Origin of the sequence: Paraburkholderia acidisoli, assembly GCF_009789675.1 — a bacterium.
GTDB classification, from domain to species: Bacteria; Pseudomonadota; Gammaproteobacteria; order Burkholderiales; family Burkholderiaceae; genus Paraburkholderia; species Paraburkholderia acidisoli.
On the sequence record NZ_CP046913.1, the window covers coordinates 2,112,055 to 2,126,347 of the forward strand.

13 protein-coding genes and 3 tRNA genes are annotated in these 14,293 nt (G+C 65.8%); 7 read left to right on the forward strand and 9 right to left on the reverse strand.

Features of this window, described 5'->3' with window-relative positions; all coding sequences use genetic code 11:
- Positions 1 to 8: 8 nt before the first annotated feature.
- Together otsA and otsB are read right to left on the reverse strand one after the other, a co-directional pair.
- On the reverse strand, positions 9 to 1,400 hold the full coding sequence (otsA, locus tag FAZ98_RS09180; RefSeq protein ID WP_158950846.1) for an alpha,alpha-trehalose-phosphate synthase (UDP-forming): 1,392 nt from the start codon (positions 1,398 to 1,400) through the stop codon (positions 9 to 11).
- Between the two features lie 52 nt (positions 1,401 to 1,452).
- The gene (gene otsB, locus FAZ98_RS09185) at positions 1,453 to 2,217 is read right to left on the reverse strand and encodes a trehalose-phosphatase (RefSeq protein WP_158950848.1); all 765 of its coding nucleotides are present in this window, start codon (positions 2,215 to 2,217) and stop codon (positions 1,453 to 1,455) included.
- A gap of 393 nt (positions 2,218 to 2,610) precedes the next feature.
- Here otsB and FAZ98_RS09190 point away from each other — a divergent pair, with 393 nt between their 5' ends.
- From FAZ98_RS09190 to FAZ98_RS09200, 3 genes are all read left to right on the forward strand, one after another.
- Positions 2,611 to 3,249, forward strand: coding sequence for an SCO family protein (locus FAZ98_RS09190; RefSeq protein ID WP_407672003.1), 639 nt, complete (start codon positions 2,611 to 2,613; stop codon positions 3,247 to 3,249).
- A gap of 65 nt (positions 3,250 to 3,314) precedes the next feature.
- Positions 3,315 to 3,773, forward strand: a complete 459-nt coding sequence (locus FAZ98_RS09195; protein WP_158950852.1) for a copper chaperone PCu(A)C — start codon at positions 3,315 to 3,317, stop codon at positions 3,771 to 3,773.
- Positions 3,774 to 3,893: 120 nt separating this feature from the next.
- Positions 3,894 to 4,769: a cytochrome c oxidase assembly protein gene (locus tag FAZ98_RS09200; RefSeq protein WP_158950854.1), complete on the forward strand. Its 876-nt coding sequence runs from the start codon at positions 3,894 to 3,896 to the stop codon at positions 4,767 to 4,769.
- A gap of 78 nt (positions 4,770 to 4,847) precedes the next feature.
- Here the strand turns inward: FAZ98_RS09200 and FAZ98_RS09205 are convergent, their stop codons facing one another.
- The 7 genes from FAZ98_RS09205 to uvrC form a co-directional block, all read right to left on the reverse strand.
- The gene (locus tag FAZ98_RS09205; RefSeq protein WP_158950856.1) at positions 4,848 to 5,345 is read right to left on the reverse strand and encodes a GNAT family N-acetyltransferase; all 498 of its coding nucleotides are present in this window, start codon (positions 5,343 to 5,345) and stop codon (positions 4,848 to 4,850) included.
- 90 nt (positions 5,346 to 5,435) lie between these two features.
- A complete protein-coding gene (locus tag FAZ98_RS09210) occupies positions 5,436 to 5,708 on the reverse strand; it encodes a DUF2164 domain-containing protein (protein WP_158950858.1) in 273 nt (90 codons plus the stop codon).
- 161 nt (positions 5,709 to 5,869) lie between these two features.
- Positions 5,870 to 5,943, reverse strand: a tRNA-Cys gene (locus tag FAZ98_RS09215).
- A gap of 109 nt (positions 5,944 to 6,052) precedes the next feature.
- Positions 6,053 to 6,128 (reverse strand) — tRNA-Gly (locus FAZ98_RS09220).
- Between the two features lie 64 nt (positions 6,129 to 6,192).
- Positions 6,193 to 6,268: transfer RNA gene (locus tag FAZ98_RS09225), tRNA-Gly, on the reverse strand.
- 195 nt (positions 6,269 to 6,463) lie between these two features.
- The gene (gene pgsA / locus FAZ98_RS09230) at positions 6,464 to 7,054 is read right to left on the reverse strand and encodes a CDP-diacylglycerol--glycerol-3-phosphate 3-phosphatidyltransferase (RefSeq protein WP_158950860.1); all 591 of its coding nucleotides are present in this window, start codon (positions 7,052 to 7,054) and stop codon (positions 6,464 to 6,466) included.
- A 132-nt stretch (positions 7,055 to 7,186) separates the two neighbouring features.
- Positions 7,187 to 9,571 carry an excinuclease ABC subunit UvrC gene (uvrC, locus tag FAZ98_RS09235; protein WP_158950862.1) on the reverse strand — a complete coding sequence of 795 codons (2,385 nt, stop codon included), beginning with the start codon at positions 9,569 to 9,571 and terminating at the stop codon, positions 7,187 to 7,189.
- Between the two features lie 310 nt (positions 9,572 to 9,881).
- Between uvrC and earP the strand changes: the two genes are divergently transcribed.
- The 4 genes from earP (at position 9,882) to FAZ98_RS09255 (ending at position 14,161) form a co-directional block, all read left to right on the forward strand.
- Complete coding sequence (gene earP, locus FAZ98_RS09240) at positions 9,882 to 11,111, forward strand: elongation factor P maturation arginine rhamnosyltransferase EarP (protein ID WP_158950868.1); 1,230 nt, start codon at positions 9,882 to 9,884, stop codon at positions 11,109 to 11,111.
- A 216-nt stretch (positions 11,112 to 11,327) separates the two neighbouring features.
- Positions 11,328 to 11,885, forward strand: a complete 558-nt coding sequence (gene efp / locus FAZ98_RS09245) for an elongation factor P (RefSeq protein WP_158950869.1) — start codon at positions 11,328 to 11,330, stop codon at positions 11,883 to 11,885.
- Between the two features lie 311 nt (positions 11,886 to 12,196).
- Positions 12,197 to 12,406 (forward strand): CsbD family protein, encoded by a 210-nt coding sequence (locus tag FAZ98_RS09250; protein ID WP_158950871.1) that lies wholly within the window; start codon positions 12,197 to 12,199, stop codon positions 12,404 to 12,406.
- A 321-nt stretch (positions 12,407 to 12,727) separates the two neighbouring features.
- On the forward strand, positions 12,728 to 14,161 hold the full coding sequence (locus FAZ98_RS09255) for a sigma-54-dependent transcriptional regulator (protein ID WP_158950873.1): 1,434 nt from the start codon (positions 12,728 to 12,730) through the stop codon (positions 14,159 to 14,161).
- Positions 14,162 to 14,293 lie beyond the last annotated feature (132 nt).

Consider the following 14,293-nt stretch of genomic DNA (forward strand, 5'->3'; position numbering starts at 1 on the left):
GCGCGCCGTCAGCGCGCCAACAATGCCCCGAGATCGCGCATGAAGCGGTCACGCCACACCGAAACGTTGTTCTCGCGCAGTTGCACCATCATGTCGCGGTAACGCGCCACGCGCTCGGCGAGCGGCATGGTCAGCGCCGCGTTGAGCGCGTCGGCCATGCCGTCGATGTCGAGCGGATTGACGATCAGCGCGCCTTCCAGCTCCTGCGCCGCGCCCGCGAAGCGCGACAGCACCAGCACGCCCGGATCTTCGGGATCCTGCGCCGAGACGTATTCCTTGGCGACGAGATTCATGCCGTCGCGCAGCGGCGTGACGTAGCCCACGTGCGACGCGCGAAACAGCGCGGCGAGCACCGAGCGTTCGTACTGGCGGTGGATGTACCAGATCGGCGTCCAGTCGAGTTCGGCGTAGCGTCCGTTGATGCGCCCCGACTCGGCTTCGAGCCGCAGCCGGATGTCCTGGTACGCATGCAGGTCGGCGCGCGTGGGCGGCGCGATCTGCACGAACGAGACCTTGTTGCGCTGCGCGGCGCCGTGATCGAGCAGGCGCTCGAACGCGCGGAACCGCTCGACGAGCCCCTTCGAATAATCGAGCCGGTCGACGCTCATGATGACCTTGCGGCCATGCAGCGTCGACTTGAGCGTGCGCACCGGCTTGTCGTTTTCGCCGGCCTTCGCGAGTTCGGCGATCTCGTCGGGATACACGCCGATCGGGTAATCGTTCGCGTAGAGCGTCTGACCGAAGGCCTCGATGCGCGTGAGGCCGCCCGCCTCTTTGGCGACGCTGCCGTCCGCCTCGTTCACGATGTAATCGCAGAACGCGCGCAGGTCGGGCTTCGTCTGAAAGCCGAGCAGATCGAACGAACACAGCGCCTGCACGAGTTCGCGATGCGGCGGCACCGCCAGCAGCACCTGCGAGGCCGGAAACGGAATGTGCAGGAAAAAGCCGATACGGTTCTTCACGCCCGCCGCGCGCAGCGCCTGGGCAAACGGAATCAGGTGATAGTCGTGGACCCAGATCACGTCGTCGTCGCGCAGGAGCGGCACGAGTTGCTGCGCGAGCCACGTGTTCACGCGGCAATAGCCTTCGTACTCGTGGCGGTCGTACTGGACGAGATCGGCGCGGTAATGGAATGCGGGCCAGAGCGTGGCGTTCGAGAAGCCGCGATAGTACTGGTCGTAGTCGCGGCGCAGCAGGCCGATGGTCGCGAACGTGACGGGACCGCGCTCCTCCACCGCGATCTGCGGCTGGCCCGAGGGCAGCACGTCGCCGCTCCAGCCGAACCACATGCCGCCGGTTTCCTTGAGCGCGTCGTACACGCCCACGGCGAGGCCGCCCGCGGCCGGACCGCCTTCCGAGATCGGCGCGACGCGGTTCGAGACGATGATGAGTCGGCTCATGCGGCGTCGGCTCCGGCGAAGAACGGGGGAATCGCGTGAATCATCGGCACCATCACTTCGAAGCGCGCATTGCGGCCACGAGCGTTTGCAGCCAGCCGAGCAGCGCTTCGACCGACTCCACGCGCGTGGTGGCGATGGTGTCGCCGCCGCCGACCTTGATCGACACGCCGCCCTTTTCGTTGACGACCGCGAAGCCCTTCTCGTCGGTCAGATCGTCGCCGGCGAACACGGGGCGGCGCCCCGCGAACGGCGGCTCGTCGAGGAAAGCGCGCAGCGCGCGGCCCTTGTCGACGTCCTTCGGCTTGATTTCGTAGACCATCTTGCCGGGCTGCAGCACGTAAGCGTTCGCGAACTCGGCGGCGAGCCGCTCGGTCGCGGCGCGCGCGGCGGGTTCGTAGTCGGGCGCGTTGCGGTAATGGAGCGCGAGCGCCGCGCCTTTGATCTCCAGCAGCATGCCCGGATGCGTGCGCACGACTTCGGCGAGCACCTGCTCCATGTGCAGCAGCCGCTCGTCGTGAAAGCCGACACGCTGCGTGTCGCCATTGGCATCGCGCCGCTCGGCGCCGTGCAGACCCGCGATCGGCAGATCGGGCATGCCGAGGAACGCGTCGATGCTGTCGATGCCGCGGCCCGAGACGATGGCTACGGCGCCGTGCGTCAGGCGCCGCAGCTCGGCGAGCAGCGCGAGCATGTCGGGACGCACCAGCACGCCGTCGGGCGTGGGCGCGAGTTCGACGAGCGTGCCGTCGAAATCGAAGAAAAATGCCGTCTGATCAGGCGGCAGGACTGTCGGAAGTGCTTGCGAAGAGGCTTGCATTACGTCGGTTCGTCCCTCGGCCTTGGCCGGGTTGGTTCCGGGCCGCGAACGGCTACCGGAGAAGTGTGCGCATCTTACCGCGCCTTCAGATGATTTTCGAGAAAGTAAGGCTGGGCGCCGCGCCCACCGGGCCGGTGCCGCAGCCATGCGGAATCGACACGTTTTGCGTACACATGTCTGTCGATGCGGCTACGGTTCACTTTCAGCGGGCGCGACCAATCGACGCGGCGCGAGCCCATATCGTGCCGCGCGCGGCACCGCGCAGCCAATTTTGCTACATTCGCAGACGATGCACCGCGCCAGTGCGCGGTCGCCGCCATCGTATCGACCGGGTCTTCGAGACGCTTTTGCCACCGCTTTGCTACCGCTTGTGCCGCCGCTTTGCTACCGCTTGTGCCACTTATTGCGTTGATTGCTCGTTCACGACCGCGGGTCCGGCTTCGCACCGGCGCGCTTGCCCTGCTGACAGCGGGCGCGACGCTACTGGCCGCCTGCTCGCCGCGCGGCCAGCCGTGGGAGCTGACCAACGTGAGCGGTCATCTGCCCGATCTCGACTTCGCGCTCACCGCCGACAACGGCCAGCCCGCGACCGGCGCGAGCTTTCGCGGCAAGACGGCGCTGGTGTATTTCGGCTACACGCATTGCCCCGACGTCTGCCCCGAGACCATGGCGCGGCTGATGAGCGTTTTAGCAAAACTCGGCCCCGACGCGCAGGACGTACGCATTCTCTTTATCAGCGTCGATCCCGCGCGCGACACGCCCGCCGCGCTGCACGCCTATGTGGGCGCGTTCGACGCGCAGCACGCGCGCGGCCTCACCGGCAGCGACGCGCAGGTCGAGGCGCTCGCGAAGCGCTACCGTGTCGCGTATCAGATGGAGCAGCGCGACCCGAACGGCGACTACGAAGTCACGCACAGCTCGGCGGTCTACGTATTCGACGCCGAGGGCCGCGCGCGCCTGCTCGCCACCGACCACGATACGCCGGACGCCATCGCGCACGACCTGCGTCGCGTGATACGCGGCACGACCTAGCGCGCGTCACGGCCGCGCCGCCCGCCTCACCTTCAACACCACGGAAACACGCAACAGGAAGCCTTATGACGAAGAACCTCAAGTCACTGACCGCCGCTTTCGGCTTTGCACTGGGCACGGTCGCCGCCTTCGCGCCCACGGCCGCGCAGGCCGCCGGCACGCTCAGCGCGGACAACGCCTGGGTGCGCTGGCTGCCCAACAATCTGCCGGCCGGCGGTTACGTGACGCTCAAGAACGACGGCGACAAGCCCGTCGATCTCGTCGATGTGTCGAGCGACGCCTACGGCATGGTCATGCTGCATCAGACCGTGTCGAACGGTTCGACGCAAAAGATGGTGATGGTGCACAAGGCGACAGTGCCCGCGCACGGCACGCTCGCGATCGCGCCGGGTGGCTATCACCTGATGCTCGAACAGGCGAAGCACAAGATCGCGCCCGGCGACACCGTCAACGTGAAGCTGCACTTCTCGGACGGCGAGACGCTCGATACGCCGTTCGCGGTGAAGTCGCCCGCCGGGCAGTAACGCGGCGCGAATCGTTGCGGGCGCATCGTGCGAGGAGCCATTGAGCCCCGCGATGAACCCGTTGAGCCGCCCGCGATGAACCCGTGAGCCACCCGCGATGAACCCGTTGAGTCACCCGCGATGAATCCGCTCTACTGGCTCGAACCCTGGGAGCCCTCGCCGACCGTCGTGATCGTCATGCTGATCACGGCGGTGCTGTTCGTGCGCGGCAAGCGCCATGCGCGCGTCACGTTCGCGCGGCAGCTATCGTTCTGGTTCGGCCTGGGCGCGCTCTACGTCGCGTTGCACACGCGGCTCGATTACTTCTTCGAGCACGAGTTCTTCATGCATCGCGCGCAGCATCTCGTGCTCCATCATCTGGGGCCGTTCTTCATCGCGCTCGCGTATCCGGGCGCGGCGCTGCGCGCCGGCATCCCGTTCGCGTGGCGGCAGCGCTTCGTGCGCCCCGCCCTCGCCGCGCGGCCCGTGCGTCTCGCGCTCGACGTGGTGATGCATCCCGTCGTCGCCGTGACGCTCTTCGTCGGCCTCATCTATTTCTGGCTGTTCTCGCCGATACACTTCATCGCGATGCTCGACTGGCGCCTGTATCGCGTGATGAACTGGAGCATGGTCATCGACGGGCTGCTGTTCTGGTGGCTGGTACTCGACGCGCGCCCCGCGCCGCCCGCGCGACTCTCGCCGGGCAAGCGCGTGCTGGTGGTGATCGCGGCGATCCCGCCGCAGATCGTGCTCGGCGCATTCATTTTCTTCACGCCGCGCGAGCTGTATCCCGTCTATTCGATCTGCGGCCGCGCCTTCACGTGGCTCTCGCCGCTGCGCGATCAGCAGATCGGCGGGCTATTGCTGTGGATTCCCGGCTCGATGATGAGCGTGATCGGCGCGCTGATCGCGCTGCGCCACTGGATGCGGCTCTCCGCGCGCGGACGTCTGCCGCAGCCACGCCGTGCGCACACGGCCGGCGCGGATGCCGGGAAGCGCCAAACCTTGCGCACTTAAGCCGCCTAGCCCGCCTATAAGCCCGCCAATAAGCCGCTTATAAGCCGCCCCTGAGCCACACCAGGCGGCTGGGCGAACTCAGGCCGAACGCATCCACACGTGCGGGATGCCGTCCTCGTCGTGGATCTCGCCTTCGGGCACGAAACCGAACGCCCCATAGAACTTTTGCAGATGCGCCTGCGCGTGCAAACGCATCGGCACGCCGGGCCACTGCTGGCCGATCCGCGCAATCGCGCGTTCGAGCAACGCGTTGCCGAGCTTGATGCCGCGATAATCCGGCGAAGTCACCACGCGGCCGATGCGCACGCTCGCCTCGCCGGCGTCGGGCACCAGCACGCGCAGATAGCCCGCGAGTGCCCGCGCGCCATCGCGATCGTGCCAGGCGAACAGATGCCAGGCGCCGAGATCGAGACCGTCGATGTCGCCATACACGCAGTTCTGCTCGACGACGAACACCTCCGAGCGCAGCTTGAGCAGCGCATAGACTTCGCGTGGGCTGAGCGCGTCGAAGGCCTGCCATTGCCAGTCGAAGGCGAGTTGCGTGGTCGGGGGCGAAGCGGGAGACTGCGCAGTCATGATTCGTGATTTCCGTCAGAACAGGGGAAGGTGGCCACGATTATGCCGCGCCTCCTGCGCGCGGCGCATCGTGCCATGACGCCGACGCGCTCATTTACGCCGGCGCGGCTCCGCGTATTTGCGCCAGTATTTGAACGGCTCTTCGTGCAGGTCGATGTCGAGCTCGACGATGCGCGCCTGTAAGCTGTCCTGCGCATCCACGATCGCCTGGTTGTACACGGCCGGTGCGATCTCTTCGAGAAAGAAGCCGAGCAGCGCGCCCGCGGCGATATTGCCGATAGGCTCGTCCATGTTGGTGTCGAAGTAACGCTGGATCGACGCGATCGCCTGAGTGCGCGCGTCTTCGGGAAGTTCGATGGACATGGGGGTCTCGCAGGCGAAGAGATGACGGCGGCTATTGTGCAGCAAAGGCGGTGCAGCAACGGCGGTGCAATAGCGGCGATGCGACAGCCGCGCGATGGCGCGATCGTGCAATGCCGTGGGGCAAAACAAAAAGCCACCCGAAGGTGGCTTTTTGATTCATCTGGAGGCGCGAGCCGGAGTCGAACCGGCCTACACGGCTTTGCAGGCCGCTGCATAACCGCTTTGCTATCGCGCCAGAAGCGGACTGACCGGCAACACAACGACCGGACAGATAATGTACGGCGGCCCGACGTGGACTCAAGGCCTACCAAACAAAAAGGGAAGCGCTGCTTCCCCTTGGCATGTGGAGCGGGAGACGAGTCTCGAACTCGCGACCTCAACCTTGGCAAGGTTGCGCTCTACCAACTGAGCTACTCCCGCATTGCTACTACGCTTTACTGCCTGGGCACTTCGTTCATTACCGCTAAAACGCCGCACCTTAAACTGGAGCGGGAGACGAGTCTCGAACTCGCGACCTCAACCTTGGCAAGGTTGCGCTCTACCAACTGAGCTACTCCCGCATTTTGCTACCGCGCCACCGACTTCGCTTAACTACCGCTTATCTTCGGCCAACTCCACCGCATCTGCTTGTTTGCTGCTGCGTGTGCAGCGGAGAAGTGAGATTATGTATAAGCTGCGGAATGGTGTCAACCCCTTCGCGCCATCTTTTTAGAAAAATCTGCGCGGCGGGTTGAACGCCGCGCCAACGCGAACACTCACAGACTGCCCCGCTCGCGGATCTGCGGCCAGGCGAGCTTCATGTAATAGAGCATCGACCAGATGGTCAGGAACGCCGCCACGTAAATCAGCCACGCGCCCCAGATGCGCGAATCGAACAGCGTCACGCCGCCGAGCGTGAGCGGTGCGTAGAACAGCAGCATCGGGATCGCGACCATCTGGCATGCCGTCTTGAACTTGCCGAGCGAGTTCACGGCCACGCTCTTCGAAGCGCCGATCTGCGCCATCCACTCGCGCAGCGCCGAAATCGCAATCTCGCGACCGACGATCACGAGCGCGATCACGGCGTCGAGCCGCTGCAGATGCACGAGCACGAGCAAGGCGGCGGTCACCATGAGCTTGTCCGCGACCGGGTCGAGGAACGCGCCGAACGACGAGGTCTGATTCCATTTGCGCGCAAGAAAGCCGTCGAACCAGTCGGTGAGCGCCGCCAGCACGAAGATCAGCATCGCCGCCACGTTCTGCTGCATTGGAGAGAGCATCGTCTGCGGCAGATAGAACACGCCCACCACGAGCGGAATCGCCAGGATCCGCAGCCACGTCAGGAGAATCGGAATATTGAACGGCATCGGCTGGCGCTGTCTGTCAGGATGGATGCAATAAAGGAGATGCAATTGTGCCGCGTCGCCTGTCCTCCCACAAGCAAAGTGGCCGGCGACCCCACGCGGTGTCGGTTGCCGGCACGCGGTTCTCGCGCGGCGCTAGTGCAGTTGCTGATAGATCTGCTCCGCGAGCGCATGCGAAATACCCTCCACGCTCGCGAGATCGTCGACGCTCGCCGACATCACGCCGCGCAGCCCGCCGAAGCGCGCCAGCAAGCGCTGGCGCCGCTTCGCGCCCACGCCTTCCAGCTCTTCGAGACGCGAGGTCTGGCGCGTCTTGCCGCGCTTCGCGCGCATGCCGGTGATGGCGAAGCGGTGCGCCTCGTCGCGAATCTGCGCGACCAGCATGAGCGCCGCGCTTTCCTTGCCGAGCTCGAGCGGCGCGCGGCCGTCGGCGAACACGAGCGTTTCCAGCCCGACCTTACGGCCCTCGCCCTTCGCCACGCCAACGAGCATGGCCGGATCGAGACCCAGTTCGCTGAACACCTGGCGCGCGATCTCCACCTGGCCCTTGCCACCGTCGATCAACACGATGTTGGGCAGCATCGCGCCAGGCGGCGGCGCATCGCCGACGTCGATCGCTTCACCGCCTTCCACCCGATCTTCCGCCTGGTCTTCCAGCTGGTCCTCCGCTTGTGCTTCGGCTTCGGCTTCGAGCGCGGGCGCGTCCGGGTCGGCGGGATCCGTGGGCGGCGGCACCGTGTGCGTGGCGTCGGGCACGGGCGCCTGCGCGGCCTGCGCGACCATCTTCTCGTAGCGGCGCGTGAGCACCTGACGCATGGCCGCGTAGTCGTCGCCGGGCGTGATGCCCGTGATGTTGTAGCGGCGATATTCGGCCGACTGCATCTTGTGATGGTGATAGACCACGCACGACGCCTGGGTCGCCTCGCCCATCGTATGGCTGATGTCGAAGCACTCGATGCGCAGATGCGCGAGATCGTCGAGTTCGAGGCCGAGGAGCTGCGCGAGCGTGCGCGTGCGCGCCTGCTGCGAGCCTTGTTCCGAAAGCAGGCGCGCCAACGCGAGCCGAGCGTTCTGCTCGGCCATCGCGAGCCACGCGCGCTTCTGCCCTTGCGGCTGACGCAGCAGCGTGACCTTGTGACCGGCCTGCTCGCTGAGCACGTCGACGAGTTCGCGGTTCGCGGGCGGGTGGCTCACCACCAGCACCGGCGGCACGCGGTTGCCGAAGTAATGCTGGGCGATGAACGCGTCGAGCACTTCGGATTCGATGCCCGCTTCGCGCGGCTTGCGCTTGCCGGCTTTCGCCGATGTGGCTCCGGTGCCGGCTTCGGTCGCTTCGCCGCGGGTCGCGGCGGCGGTCGCATCCTCGCTGGCCTCGTCGCTGGCCTCGTCGCTGGCCTCGTCGCTGGCGAGATCGGCCGCGAGCGCGAGCGCGTCGGGCATCCCGGCGTCGAATTCGCCATCGAACGCGCCATCGGCCTCCGGCATCGCGCGCTGCTCCGCGCTCGCTTCGTCTTCGGCGTTCACCTCGTCGACGAAATCCTCCACCGTCTTGCGCGCCAGCGACGGCAGCGACTTGAGCGCGCTCGCCGCGAGCACGGTTTCGCTGTCGATCGCTTCGGCCACGCCGCCCTCCTCGTCGGTGAGCGCGCGCTCCACATGCGCCGGGAAGTACGCCTTGTCGCCGAGGTGGCGGCCGCCGCGCACCATCGCCAGATTCACGCACACGCGCCCGCCCAGCGCGACCACGGCCAGAATGTCGACGTCGCTCTCGCTGCCCGTTTCGATCACCTGCTGATGCAGCACCGTCGAGAGCGAACTCATCTGGTTACGCACCGACGCCGCCTGCTCGAACTTCAGATCCGCGGCGAACGCGTGCATCTTCGTTTCGAGTTCCTTCATCACCTCGTTCTGACGGCCGAGCAGGAAACGCGACGCGTTGTTCACGTCGCGCGCGTAGTCCTCGGCGTTGATCGCGCCCACGCACGGCGCCGTGCAGCGCGCGATCTGATGCAGCAGACACGGCCGCGTGCGGTTGTTGAACACCGAGTCCTCGCAGGTGCGCAACTGAAACACGCGTTGCAGGATCTGGATGCTCTCGCGCACCGCCGACGCGCTCGGGAACGGCCCGAAGTACTGATTCTTGCGATCGACGGCGCCGCGGTAGTACGCCATGCGCGGAAACTTGTGCCCCGTGAGCTTGAGAAACGGATAGGACTTATCGTCGCGAAACAGGATGTTGTAGCGCGGCGCGAGGGCTTTGATGAGATTGTTCTCAAGCAGCAGCGCCTCGGCCTCAGAACGCGTGACCGTGGTCTCGATGCGTGCGATGCGCGACACCATCATGGCGATGCGCGGCGAAAGCAGCGTCTTCGTGAAGTAGCTCGAGACCCGCTTCTTGAGGTCGCGCGCCTTGCCGACATAGAGCACGGCGCCGTGCGCGTCGTAATAGCGATAGACGCCGGGCAGATGCGGCAATTGCGCGAGCGTCTTTTTCGGGTCGAAAACGTCGGTGTCGGTCATCCAGTGTCGGGGACGGGTTGGGGGCTGCAACGAGCTTGCAGCAATGTTGCGGTCATGCGGGCGCGGGCGTTGCGCCTCGTGGTGTGTCGCTCTGCGTCGTTTTGCGTCGTTTTGCGTCGTGTTGCGTCGTGTTGCGCCGTTTGGCGTTGATGCCGCGCCGCCAGCGCGATCGCCACGGCGGGCGGCCGAAGCGGCGGCACCGACTGCGCAGCCGTCGCGACGCATTCATGACGCTGTCCTAGAATCGCAAGTTTAGATCATTCCGCGCCGCGCCGAACCTGCCTGCCGGGTGCCGCGCTGCCGCCCTCTCATGACCGAACCGACCGCTGCGCCCGATTCCACAGATTCGACCGCCATCGCTGCTGCCTCCCCCGCTTCCGCCGCCGCCGATTCGACCATCGCCTGCGACCTGTTCTGCGCGGTGATCGACAACTTCGGCGACATCGGCGTGTGCTGGCGTCTCGCGCGTCAGCTCGCGAGCGAGCATGGCTGGCAGGTGCGCCTGTTCGTCGACGACCTGCACGCGTTCCGGAAGCTGTGCCCGGCGCTCGACACGGCGCGCGCGACGCAAACCGTCGAGGGCGTTTTCGTCGAACATTGGCACGAGCCCGCGCACGCCGGCGAAACGCTGCGTATCGCCGATGTCGTGATCGAGGCGTTCGCGTGCGAGTTGCCGCCTGTCTACGTGGCGGCAATGGCCGAGCGCGCGAGCAAACCGGTCTGGCTCAATCTCGAATACCTGAGCGCCGAAGACTGGATCGCCGACTTCCATCTGCGCCCCTCGCCGCATCCGCGCTACGCGCTCGCCAAGCACTTCTTCTTTCCGGGGCTCGGACCGGGCACGGGCGGCGTCATCAAGGAACGCACGCTCGACGCCGCGCGCGCCGAATTCGAAAGCTCGCCCGAGGCGCGCGCCGCGTGGTGGCAGCGCGCGACCGGCGGGCCGCCGCCCGCCGCCGAAGCCACGGTGATCTCGCTGTTCGCCTACGAAAACCCGGCCATCGACGGTCTGCTCGCGCAATGGCGCGACAGCGCCACGCCCATCGTCCTGCTCGTGCCCGAAGGCCGCATCTCGGGCGCGCTGGCGCGCTTTTTCGGCGTGCCCGCGTTCACCGCGCCCGTTCGGGCCGAACGCGGCTCGCTGCGCGCGCACGCGCTCGCGTTCACGGAGCAGCGCGGTTACGACCCGCTGTTGTGGGCTAGCGACCTGAATTTCGTGCGTGGCGAGGATTCGTTCGTGCGCGCGCAATGGGCGGGCAAGCCGTTCGTCTGGCACATCTATCCGCAAGCCGACGAAGCGCATCTGCCCAAGCTCGACGCCGCGCTCGCGCATTACGACCGCACGCTGCCCGAGGCGCCGCGCGCCGCGCTTGAACGCTTCTGGCACGCGTGGAACGGCCGCGGCACGCCCGACTGGACCGAATTTGCCGCGCATCTGCCCGCCTATACGGCGCGCGCGCAGGCCTGGCGCGACGAACTCGCGCAGGTGGGCGACCTCGCCGCAAACCTAGCCGAATTCGCAAAAAGTCAGTTAAAATAAGCGGTTATCCGGCGGCAGCCGTCTCAAGCGGGCTTTTGAGCGGGGCCCGGGCGGGCCTCCAGGCGGATTCTCCTATACCCCTCGTTTCAAGCTGCATCACGAGGGTATCGCGAGAGTTACATCGGGGTCGCATCGCCCAGGTTTCACGCAAATCCGCTTGCGACGTTTGCCGCCGCGCACACTCGAAGCTATTTAATCTGGACAGGACAGTTTTTTATGAAGACCGCACAGGAACTCCGCGTCGGCAACGTCGTGATGATCGGTAACGACGCCATGGTCGTGCAGAAGGCCGAGTACAACAAGTCGGGCCGTAACTCGGCCGTCGTGAAGATGAAGTTCAAGAACCTGCTGTCGGGCGCAGGCATGGAAACCGTCTACAAGGCCGACGACAAGTTCGACGTCGTCGTGCTCGACCGCAAGGAAGTGACGTACTCGTACTTCGCCGACCCGATGTACGTGTTCATGGACGCCGACTACAACCAGTACGAAGTCGAAGGCGAAATGATGGGCGACGCCCTCAACTACCTCGAAGACGGCATGGCTTGCGAAGTCGTGTTCTACAACGAGAAGGCCATCTCGGTCGAACTGCCGACGGTTCTGGTTCGCGAAATCATCTACACGGAACCGGCAGTCAAGGGCGACACGTCGTCGGGCAAGGTCCTCAAGACCGCCAAGCTGCAAACCGGCTTCGAACTGCAAGTGCCGCTCTTCTGCAATATCGGCGACAAGATCGAAATCGACACGCGCACGAACGAATATCGTAGCCGCGCGTAAGCGAACGTCCATGCGCGGCGCATTTTGATGCGCGGCAATCATGCATGGCGAATTGTATGAAGAAAGCGCCCCTCGGGGCGCTTTTTCTTTTTCGTCTGAACGTGTATGTTTGAGGCTTCTACGGGAATTCTTACCGGTTTTTACGTTTGCCCCTGCACGAAAGTAGGCGGCATAGCGGTCCAGGCACCGCGTCGCCGCTACGTTTTAAGTGGTTCTTGAACGTAATCAAACCGATAAAACTCTCGTGGCACGGTTTCTGCTCTGAACGAGGAAGCGTTCGACGCGCTCTTTCCTCTCACTGGAGAAACACGATGAACAATGACATTGCTGAAGGCAAGTGGAAGCAGATGGTTGGCAAGGCCAAGGCCGCCTGGGGCGAGTTGACGGACGACGAGCTCATCAAGGCGGAAGGCCGCGCCGATCGCCTCGCCGGGCTCATCCAGGAAAAGTACGGCAAGACGCGCGACGAGGCGGAACTCGAAGTGCGCCGCTGGTTCGACGCGAACCGGCCGATCGACTGATACGACTCCGAGGCATGGCTGGCTCTGCCCACTTGCGGCTCAGAACGGGGGTTGCGCGCACGCCGAATCCACAACGAATTCCGGCATGCGCCAACAGACGGCCGCCGGCAGCTCGCTGCCGGTAGCGCCGCCGCGCCCCCGATCTGGCGCAGCATAACTGGGAGGACCGGAACTGAATAACCCGATTCGAGACATCTCGGTGATCTCGGTGACATCTTTCGTATCGTGCCGCGCCGTTGCGCGCCGCGAGTCCGTGTGCCGGGCGACCGCCCTGCCCGCGGTGCTCGGGCGCGACCGCGCTCATCCGTAAGCCCTACCGCCATGCCCCACGCGCTGATTGTCGAAGACGATCCTAATAGCCTGTCCGGCCTTTCGGCCATTTTGTCGGCGGACGGTTTTTCCGTCGACACCGCCGCGACGCTCGCCGAAGCGCGCGCCGCCCTCGCACGCTTCATCCCCGATGTCGTGCTCGTCGATCTGAATCTCCCCGACGGCGGCGGTCTCGAACTGCTGCCCAACCTGCCCGCGCAGCCGCCCGGCGGCGCGTTGCCCGTGATCGTCATGACCGGCAACGCCACGGTCGAAAGCGCGATCGAAGGCTTGCGCCACGGCATCTGGGACTATCTGCTCAAGCCCGTCAACATTCCGCGCCTGCGCAGCCTGCTCGCGCGCATTCCGCGTCCGTACGAGCTGACCGAAGAGGTTCGCGCGCTGCGTACGACGCTGCGCGAACTCGGCCGCTTCGGCCCGATGCTCGGCCGCAGCAACGCGATCCAGCATGTCTACGACGCGCTCGAACAGCTCGCCCCCACCGAATCCGCGATTCTCGTGCACGGCGAACCCGGCACGGGCAAGGAAGTGACCGCGCGCACGCTGCATCAGCTGAGCCGCCGCCGCAAGGGGCCGTTCGTGCTCTGCGACGCGCGTTCCCTCGTCGCCGAAGCCGCCAGCGGCCGCCCGCTCGCGAGCGTGCTGTTCGGCCATGAACGCGGCGCGTTCGCGGGCGCGGAGCAGCGCGAGCCCGGTCTCGTCGACCAGGCGAGCGGCGGCACGCTGTTCATCGACGAACTGACGGAACTGCCGCGCGACCAGCAGGAAGCGCTGTTGCGCGCGCTCGACTCGCAAACCTTCATGCGCGTGGGCGGCAACAGCGAAGTCGGCACCGACTTCCGCCTGATCGCGGCGACCCGCGTGCCGCCGCGCGACGCGGTGCGCCAGGGCGCGCTGCACGAGGACCTGTGGATGCGTCTCGACGCCGCCGCGATCCAGTTGCCGCCGCTGCGCGAACGCGACGAAGACGCCGCGCTGCTCGCCATCGCCTGTATCGACGAGCTGAATCGCCAGTCGCATCACCACGGCAACGGCAATGGCAACGGGAATGGAAACGGCAACGGCAACGGCCATGGCATTTCGGGCACGACGCGCCTCATTGCGCCGTCGTTCATCCGCGAATGCCTGACCTACGACTGGCCCGGCAACGTGCGCGAACTGCACGAACGCGTGAAGCGCGCGTGGCAAGCCTCGGGCGAAGTGGTGGAAACGCTGCACGCCGAAGACACCAGCGGCTCCGGCGGGCGCGACGTGAACGGCGGCCGCGTGCAGGTCACCGTGGGCACGCCGCTCGCCGATGTCGAGGAAATGCTGATTCGCGCAACGCTCGACGCCGTGGGCGGCACGCGCCATCGCGCGGCTTCGCTGCTCGGCATCAGCCCGAAAACGCTCTACAACAAGTTGCAGCGCATGCGGCTGAACTGACGCCGGGCGTCGTCTCGAACCGTCGGCAAACGCAAAAAAACGGGCCTTCAGTGATGAAGGCCCGTTTTTTCATGGTGACGAAACCGCCAACGTTACGGCCGCCTGTAACGTAACGCCGACGTAGCGCGCGCC